Source organism: Mycobacterium sp., assembly GCF_019243155.1.
Lineage (GTDB): Bacteria > Actinomycetota > Actinomycetes > Mycobacteriales > Mycobacteriaceae > Mycobacterium.
Window position 1 is genome coordinate 1 of record NZ_JAFAUS010000134.1, and the last position, 8502, is coordinate 8502.

Below are 8502 nucleotides of genomic sequence, written 5' to 3' on the forward strand. Positions count from 1 at the left end.
GCCGCGCAGCGAGAAGTACTCGCACTCAGTGGGGATCACCACACCATCGGAGCAGGCCAGTCCGTTGACGGTGAGCAGCCCCAGCGACGGCTGGCAGTCGATCAGCACGTAGTCGTAGCGATCGAGCACCGGGTACAACGCCCGCCCCAGCGTCTGCTCTCGGCCCACCTCGTTGACCAGCTGGATCTCGGCGGCGGACAGGTCGATGTTGCTGGGCACCAGATCCATGTTGGCGACCCGGCTGTGCAGCAGCACGTCGTCGATCGACACGCGCGGCTCGACCAGCACGTTGTGAATCGTCTGCTCCAGCTCGTAGTGCGGAACGCCGAGGCCCGCCGACAGGGCGCCCTGCGGGTCCATGTCCACCAGCAGCACGCGTCGGCCGTATTCGGCGAGCGCGGCGCCCAGGTTGATCGTCGACGTGGTCTTCCCGACGCCACCCTTCTGGTTACACATCGCGACGACCTTCGCCGGGCCGTGCGACGTGCGCGGCTGCGGCTCTGGGATCGGCCGCGGCGGCCGCCCGGTCAGACCGAGCTCGACGCCGCTCTCCGGCTGATCGGTCATGGCGGGGGTGTTCGGAAGGTGAACATCGCAGGAAAGTCTAACGGGTACGCACGCTGAAACTCGCCGACCCGCAGGCAAGTTACCAGCCAATATGGGCGGGAATCGCTAGTCGAGAACACATCCTGACCCACTGCGTCACACCGGTCCCACCAGCCCCATCGACGCGCTCTGCGGCGGCCTATCGTGACCCCTATGGATCTGAAGCGACGCATACCGCTGCTGCGGTGGTCGGTCTGGCGGATGGCCCTCGGGTCTCGCAACGTCACCACGACGGGCCAGATCGGCGACGGACGTGAGGCCGCCGCGGTGGACTACGTCCTGCGTCACGCTCGGGCCGGCGACATCGACGACGTGCTGGGCACCATCGACAAGTTCGCTTACGAGAAGTCGATCCTGATCAACGTCGGCGACGAGAAGGGTCTGCTGCTCGACGCCGCCGTCAAGCGCGCCGATCCCGCGCTGGCGCTGGAACTGGGCACCTACGTCGGATACGGCGCGCTACGTATCGCCAGGGCCGCCCCGCACGCCAAGGTCTTCTCCGTTGAGCTCGCCGAGGCCAACGCCGCGAACGCGCGGCAGATCTGGGCCCACGCGGGCGTCGCCGACCGGGTCACGTGCGTCGTGGGCACCATCGGCGACGGTGGTCGCACCCTGGACGCGCTGGCGAATGAGCACGGATTCGCCTCTGGGGCACTTGATTTCGTGTTTCTCGATCACGACAAGGATGCCTACCTGGACGACCTGCAGCGCTTCCTGGAGCGCGGGTGGCTGCATCCGGGGTCCATCGTGGTGGCCGATAACGTCAAGATTCCCGGCGCGCCGAAGTACCGCGAGTACATGCGCCAGCATCAGGGCAAGCTGTTCAACACGGTCGAGCACAAGGCTCACCTGGAATACCAGTCACTGGCGACCGACCTGGTGCTGGAGTCCGACTACCTGGGCTAGGAGTTACCGAGCCCTCGGGTGGGCCCCGGCCCACACCTCGCGCAGCGCGTGCACGGTGACCATCGTGTAGATCTGCGTCGTCGTCACCGAGGCATGGCCCAGCAACTCCTGCACGACCCGGACATCTGCCCCGCCCTCGAGCAGGTGGGTGGCGAAGGAGTGGCGCAGCATGTGAGGCGACACACCGGATTTGATCCCGGCCCGTGCGGCCGCGTCCTGCAGCACCTGCCACGCGCTCTGCCGCGATAACCGGCCACCGCGCACGTTGAGGAAGATGGCCGGCGTGCCGCGGCCCCGGCGCGCCAACTCCGAACGGCCCCGCACCAGGTAGGCGTCCAGTGCTTGCACCGCGGGGCGCCCGATCGGAACCAGCCGCTGCTTGCCGCCCTTGCCGCGCAGCAATACCGACCTCGCCTGGGTGTCGATGTCGTCGACGTCGAGGCCGACCGCTTCGGAGATCCGCGCGCCGGTGGAATACAGCAGCTCCAGCAGCGCCCGGTTGCGCAGGGTCAGCGGACCGTCGGCCGCGCTCTCCCCGCCCGCGCCCTCCAGCAACGCGAGGACCTGATCGATCGTGAGGCTCTTGGGAAGCCGGCGTCCCGGCGTCGGCGGCCGGACCGCCCGCGCCACATCCAGTTCGGCGAGCCCTTCGGCCGCGGCGAACCGGTGCAGGCCGCGCACGGCGATCAGCGCCCGCGCCGCGGACACCGCGGACAGCGCGACGACGCCCGATTCGGGATCGCCGCGGCGCAGCGCGACCAGGAACTCGCTCACGTCGTCCTCGCCCACCTTGGCCAGATCGTGAATTCCGCGGTCGGACAGGTGCTTGCTGTAGCGGCGCAGGTCGCGACGATAGGAGCTCAAGGTGTTCGCCGCGACGCCGCGCTCGATCGTGAGGTGGTCCAGGTAGCCCTGCAGTTGAGTCTCCAGCGCCTCCACCGACGTCATTGCGCGGTCTTCCGCGCGGCGAACGCCGTCGGCTTGTCGATCCACGGGCTGTCCACCGGACGCGGCTGCGCGAACCCGACGGTCACCGCGTGGGCGGCCAAAATCCCGGCGACGGCAATCGAATTCACGATCTCGCCGCTGAAAACCTGGCGCGCCGCCTCCGCGATGGGAACCCAGCGCATCGTCATGTCGGCTTCCTCGGCGTGGGCTTCGGGCCTGTCCACCTCGGACAGTCCGGTGGCCAGATAGACGCGCACCGACTCGTCGCTGAAGCCCGGCGCGGAATCCAGATCGACCAGCACCTGCCACGTCTCGGCTCGCAGGCCGACCTCCTCTTTGAGCTCGCGGCTCGCCGTCAGTTGCGGCGCCTCCCCCGCGGCATCGAGCAGCCCGGCCGGTAACTCCCAGAGCCGCCGGCCGAGCGGGTGCCGGTATTGGTAGACCATCGCGACGTTGTTGTCGTCGTCCAGTGCGACGATGCCGACGGCCCCGTAGTTCTCGACGACTTCGCGCACCGCGGTGCTGCCGTCAGGCATCCGCACCCGGTCACTGCGTAACGCAAAAATGTTTCCCGTGTACAGCGTTTCGGATGACGCCGTCTCGAATCCGTGTTCAGCCACGGGAGGCGGGCGCAGGTAGCCGCTCGATGCTGTCGCGATGCTGGGTTCCGTTGGACGTCTGGTCGGGGATCTCGACCGGTAGTAGCTCGCCCGCTTTGTAGTCGATAGCCGCCCCGACGAAAGCCACGAACAGCGGATGTGGCCGGGTGGGCCGGCTCTTCAGCTCCGGATGCGCCTGGGTACCGACGATGAACGGGTGTGCGTCCGGCGGGTATTCGACGAATTCCACCAGATGACCGTCGGGCGAGGTTCCGGAGAACCGCAGGCCGCTTTCGGCGATCTTCTCGCGGTAGGCGTTGTTGACCTCGTAGCGGTGCCGGTGCCGTTCCGACACCTGCGTCGCGCCGTAGGCATTGGCCACGATCGAATCCTGTTGCAGAACAGCGGGGTAGGCACCCAGCCGCATGGTGCCGCCGAGATCCGCCTGGCCGGCCACGATATCGACCTGGTCGGCCATCGTGGAGATCACCGGATCCGGCGTCTCCGGGTCGAATTCGGCCGAGTTTGCCTCGGTCAACCCGGCCGAGCGTGCGGCCTCGATCACGATGCATTGCAGACCGAGGCACAGGCCCAGCACCGGCAACCCGCGCGTTCGCGCGTAGCGGATGGCGCCAATCTTTCCCTCGATCCCACGGATGCCGAACCCGCCGGGGATCAGCACCCCGTGCACGTCGCCCAGCGCCGCCGCCGCGCCGGCCGCACTCTCGCAGTCGTCGGAGGGCACCCATTGCATCTCGACCTTGGCGTGGTGCTTGAAACCGCCGGCGCGCAGCGCCTCGGTGACCGACAAGTAGGCATCCGAGAGCTCGATATACTTGCCTACCAACGCAATTCGCACCGTTTCGTGCGGCTCGTGCACCCTGCGCAGCAGATCGTTCCATTGCGTCCAGTCGACGTCTCGGAATGGCAGGTTGAGCCGGCGCACGACGTAAGCGTCGAGTTCCTCGCGGTGCAGCACCTTCGGGATGTCGTAGATCGAGGGCGCGTCGGGAGTGGAGATGACGCCGTCGATGTCGACGTCACACATCAGCGCGATCTTGTCCTTCAGCGCTTCGGGGACGTTGCGGTCGCTACGCAGGATCAGCGCGTCCGGGGTGATACCGATGCTGCGCAGGGCGGCCACCGAGTGCTGTGTCGGCTTGGTCTTGAGTTCGCCGGACGGGGCCAGGTACGGCACCAGCGAGACGTGCAGGAAGAAGACGTTCTCCCGGCCCAGGTCGTGGCGAACCTGTCGCGCCGCCTCCAGGAACGGCTGCGATTCGATATCGCCGACCGTGCCGCCGATCTCGGTGATGACGACGTCGGGGCGGTTACCGTCGGCGTCGGGCTCGGCCATCGCCAGGATGCGGCCCTTGATCTCGTCGGTGATGTGCGGAATCACCTGCACCGTGTCACCGAGGTACTCGCCGCGCCGTTCCTTGGCGATGACCGTCGAATACACCTGCCCGGTAGTGACATTCGCCGAGCCGGACAGATCGCGATCCAGGAACCGCTCGTAGTGACCGACGTCGAGATCGGTCTCGGCGCCGTCCTCGGTGACGAAGACCTCGCCGTGCTGGAACGGGTTCATCGTGCCCGGGTCGACGTTGAGATACGGATCGAGCTTTTGCATCGTCACGTACAACCCGCGGGCAGTCAGTAGCTGACCGAGGCTGCTGGCGGTTAGCCCCTTGCCAAGCGAGGACGCGACGCCGCCGCTGACGAAGAGGTGCTTGGTGGCGGTTTGCGGGTGCTTTCGCACAGGCGGCCTCCGTGAAGACGGGCAGGGCTTTCGAATGTTCTAGCCAATTAACTAGATGGGCCTGCCGACCCACGGAAACCCACCCTAACATCAGCGCCGCTGTGTCGCGGCTAACACGCCCGCTACTGAGGAACCGTGATCGAGGTTGCGCCGTGTCCGATGCCGTATTGCCCGACGTGACCACCGTTCATCAGGTCGTGCAGACCCAGAATCGCGGTGATGCGCCCGGGCGCGGCGTCGACATCGTCGACGGTGCTGATCGTGGAGTTCAGGCCGGCGTCGGCGCGGGTCACGGCGACGGCGGCGCCACCGCTCGCGCAGCCGTCCCGCCCGGCGAGCAATGTTCCCGTGCCGTGCGGTGCCAACGCGGCCGCGAAGCGGGCCACGCTGACGCCCTGATTTCCGGCGTCCTGCGGCAGCGACCCGCCGGTGACGATCAAAGCGGCGTTGGCGGCGCTCAGGTGGTCGCTGGGCTGATAGCTGATGAAGCCGGTATCGCGCAGGGCCGCCAGCACGGTGTCGCGCTGCGAATCGTCTACAGGCGGCACGGCCGGATTGGCATTGGTCAGCAACGCGATGCCCATCAGGTCACCGGCCTGCGAACCCTGGTCGACGAGCTTGGTGCTGAGTTGCTGGCCCGCGGGCAGCACCGACGAGTTCACCACCGTCTGCAACTTCTCCGCGGAGTTGGCGTCGACGAATTCCTGGGTCAACGACACCGTCCCGGTCACCGCGCCGCCGGCCTGTCCGATGAACTTGGAGACCGTGGCGACGTCATCGTCTTTTGCGTCCGGGGTGCGGAACACGACGACCGATTTGCCACCGAGCGCGTCGCGCACGATCCGGCCGACCAGCTGGGTGTCGAAGTTGTTTGTCGCGCTGAGCTTTTCGTTCAGTACGTTCTTCTGGTCGTTGAGCCCGTTGATCTGCGTGTGCAGGTCGCGTTTCTCGTCGCGCAGGCTGGACAGCAGGGTGTCGGACAGGAAGCCAGAACCCAGCACGACTCCCACCGCCAACGCCAGGAAGACGGCGGCCAGCGATAAGGCATGTTGGCGTAACGAGATCATCGGACCCGACTTCCCCTGCTACCTAGGTCACCCACTTCTGCACCATGACCCAGAGGTGGTTCCAGTAGTCGGTGACCCAGTGCAGCACGACGCCGTCGGTGCGCGACACCCACAACGCGACGATCACGGCGATCAGCATCGTCAGGGCCAGCAGGGCGATGGCACCGGCCGAGATGTGGTTGCGGTAGAGGGTGGAAACGGCCCGCGAATCCACCACCTTCTCGCCGACCCGGAGCCGGGTCAGGAACGTCGAGGGATTGCTGTGTGCCCGCGTCCGGTCGAAGAACGTCTCGATGTTGGCGGTGTGGCCGGCCGTCACGAGCAGCGCGGCGCCGTGGTGATCGGCCAGCAGGAGGGCCAGGTCGATCGCTGAGCCCGCGGCCGGGAAGGTCATCGCCCCGACGCCGAGGTCCTGGATGCGCTCCAAACCCGGCGCGTGGCCGTCCGCGTCGGCAGGCAGCACCACCTGGGCGCCGCACTTGAGGGCGTCGGTGCTGATCTGGTCGGGGTCACCGACGATGATCTGCGGGCGATATCCGTTCTTGCGCAACGTGTCCGCGCCACAGCCGACACCGATGAGCACCGGCTGGTACTCCTTGATGAACGGCTTGAGGGACTTCAGGTCCTCTTCCGCGCTGGGCTCGTCGGCGACGATCACCACGTGCCGGCGGCGCAGGTCGACATCGACGTCAGGGATGCCGATTCCGTCGATCAGAAGCGGGCTTTCGCTCTTGATGAACTCGATGGTGTTGCCGGCGAACGCCTCCAGGTGGGCGGACAGTCCGCTCTTGGCCTCGCGCATCAGGTCGGCGATGTCGTGGTCGGTGCGTTCGGTACCGCGCACCAGCCTGCGGTCGCCCGAGTACACCCCGCCCTCGTGCAACCGAATCTTCGCGCCGTCCTTGATCTTCTTGAAGATGTCGGGTCCGGTCTCGTCGATCAGGGTGACCCCGTTGTTGACCAACACTTCCGGCCCGAGGTTGGGGTAGCGGCCCGAGACCGACGGTGAGGCGTTGATGACCGCGGCGATGTCGGCCTCCACCAGCGCGTCGGCGGTGATGCGGTCCAGATCCAGGACGTCGAGCACCACGATGTCGCCGGGGCACACCCTGCGCAGCAGTCGGTCGATATTCCGGTCCACCCGCGCGGTGCCGATAAGACCCGGTCGGGCGGGGTTACGAGTAAGCAGGCCTGACATCTTCATGGGGGCGATTCTGTCCGCGAAGCGCAGGCGATATGGGGAGGCGCGCCGTAACATTAGCCTCAGAAGTTATCTAGAGTCCCATTAGTCACATCTGCATCAAGTGTGTGGAACGGTTAGATTTCATCCTTCTGGGCCGCCTCGAGAAGTTCGCGGGCGTGCGCGCGGCCGCTGTCCGATTCGCCCAACCCGGCCAGCATCCGCGCGAGTTCGGCCACCCGCTCGTCTGTCGCCACCCGCCGGACCACGCTGGTCCCCTTGGGGCCGGCGGCATGCACCACCAGATGCACGTCGGCATACGCGGCGACCTGCGGCAGGTGCGTCACCACGATGACCTGGTGGGTGCGGGCCAGCCGCGCCAGCCGCCGCCCGATCTGGACCGCCGCACGGCCGCCCACCCCCGCGTCGACCTCGTCGAACACCATCGTGGTCCCCGCCGCCGATGCGGCCAGCACCACTTCCAGCGCCAGCATCACCCTGGACAACTCGCCGCCGGATGCGCTCTTGGCCAGCGGCAGCACCGTCATCCCCCGGTGCGCCGCGAACCCGAACTCGACCTCGTCGACCCCATCGGAGCCGACCCGGGCCATCTCGCCGGAGGGCAGCCTGAGCGCGGCGGGATCGGCGGGTGCGCTCGCGATGTCGGTGCTCACTTCGATGGTGAATTCGGCATCGCCCATCGCCAGGCCGGCCAGCTCGACGGTGACCTCCTTGGCCAGCCGTTTGGCGGCCTTGGTCCTCGCCTTGCTGAGATCGACTGCAGCCTCGCATAATTCGCGGGCCAGTTCATCGGCCCGACGTTCCAGGTGTCCCACCGCCTCCTCGGAGACGTCGAGTTGCGCCAGGCGTTCACGCGATTGCGTCGCCCACTGCAACACCCCGTCGACGTCGGCGGCGTACTTGCGGGTCAGCGTGCGCAGTTGAGCCTGCCGGGCCAGCTTGGATTCCAGGGCACTGGCGTCGACCGGAAGGTCGTCCAGGAAACTGCCGAGCTCGCCCGCCGCGTCGGCCACCACGGTCAGCGCCTGACCGACCTGACCGGCCAGCGCCTGCAGCGCGGCGTCATCGGTGGATTCCAGTGCGGCCCTTGCCCGCCCGAGGCTGTCGGCGGCGCTGCCACCGTCCACGTCGTCGAGTTCGCCGGAGAGCGCCGCACGCGCGGTCGCGACGGCTTCGCGCAACGTGTCCAGTTCGGAGAGCCGCAGAATGTCGGCCACCAGCGCATCGTCCTCACCCGGCTGCGGGTCGACGGTGTCAATCTCGTTGAGCGCGAACTTCAGTCGGTCCGCCTCCTGGGCAAGTTCGCGGGCCCGGTTGCGACGGTCGATCAGATCGCGCTGGGCCGTCAGCCACGCGTCGCGCAGTTTCCGATAGCGCTCCAATTTGGGGGCGGTGGCCGCGAACCGGTCCAGC

General features: G+C 67.4%; 8 protein-coding genes. 1 reads left to right on the forward strand and 7 read right to left on the reverse strand.

Annotated elements, in window-relative coordinates; translation table 11 throughout:
* Nucleotides 1–567, reverse strand: a 567-nt coding sequence (locus JOZ00_RS06620; protein ID WP_293341434.1) for an AAA family ATPase, incomplete at its 3' end; no start/stop codon positions are given.
* A gap of 192 nt (nucleotides 568–759) precedes the next feature.
* On the opposite strand from JOZ00_RS06620, the gene JOZ00_RS06625 reads away from it, so the two are divergent.
* Complete coding sequence (locus tag JOZ00_RS06625; RefSeq protein WP_293341437.1) at nucleotides 760–1512, forward strand: class I SAM-dependent methyltransferase; 753 nt, start codon at nucleotides 760–762, stop codon at nucleotides 1510–1512.
* Nucleotides 1513–1515: 3 nt separating this feature from the next.
* Here JOZ00_RS06625 and xerD read toward each other — a convergent pair whose 3' ends face one another.
* From xerD to recN, 6 genes are all read right to left on the reverse strand, one after another.
* Nucleotides 1516–2451 carry a site-specific tyrosine recombinase XerD gene (gene xerD, locus JOZ00_RS06630; RefSeq protein ID WP_293341454.1) on the reverse strand — a complete coding sequence of 312 codons (936 nt, stop codon included), beginning with the start codon at nucleotides 2449–2451 and terminating at the stop codon, nucleotides 1516–1518.
* Nucleotides 2452–2456: 5 nt separating this feature from the next.
* On the reverse strand, nucleotides 2457–3080 hold the full coding sequence (locus JOZ00_RS06635; RefSeq protein WP_293341440.1) for an NUDIX hydrolase: 624 nt from the start codon (nucleotides 3078–3080) through the stop codon (nucleotides 2457–2459).
* Complete coding sequence (locus tag JOZ00_RS06640; RefSeq protein ID WP_293341443.1) at nucleotides 3073–4821, reverse strand: CTP synthase; 1749 nt, start codon at nucleotides 4819–4821, stop codon at nucleotides 3073–3075. Before JOZ00_RS06640 ends, JOZ00_RS06635 begins: the two co-directional genes overlap by 8 nt.
* Nucleotides 4822–4943: 122 nt before the next feature.
* Nucleotides 4944–5888 carry a copper transporter gene (locus tag JOZ00_RS06645; protein WP_293341445.1) on the reverse strand — a complete coding sequence of 315 codons (945 nt, stop codon included), beginning with the start codon at nucleotides 5886–5888 and terminating at the stop codon, nucleotides 4944–4946.
* A 22-nt stretch (nucleotides 5889–5910) separates the two neighbouring features.
* Nucleotides 5911–7092 carry a putative cytokinetic ring protein SteA gene (gene steA, locus JOZ00_RS06650; protein WP_293341448.1) on the reverse strand — a complete coding sequence of 394 codons (1182 nt, stop codon included), beginning with the start codon at nucleotides 7090–7092 and terminating at the stop codon, nucleotides 5911–5913.
* 113 nt (nucleotides 7093–7205) lie between these two features.
* Nucleotides 7206–8502, reverse strand: a 1297-nt coding sequence (gene recN / locus JOZ00_RS06655; RefSeq protein ID WP_293341451.1) for a DNA repair protein RecN, incomplete at its 5' end; no start/stop codon positions are given.

Excerpts from the sequence above, each read along its gene's own strand:
- JOZ00_RS06625 (WP_293341437.1), top strand. The coding sequence starts at position 760 with ATGGATCTGAAGCGACGCATACCGCTGCTGCGGTGGTCGGTCTGGCGG.
- JOZ00_RS06645 (WP_293341445.1), bottom strand. The coding sequence starts at position 5,888 with ATGATCTCGTTACGCCAACATGCCTTATCGCTGGCCGCCGTCTTCCTG.
- steA (WP_293341448.1), bottom strand. The coding sequence starts at position 7,092 with ATGAAGATGTCAGGCCTGCTTACTCGTAACCCCGCCCGACCGGGTCTT.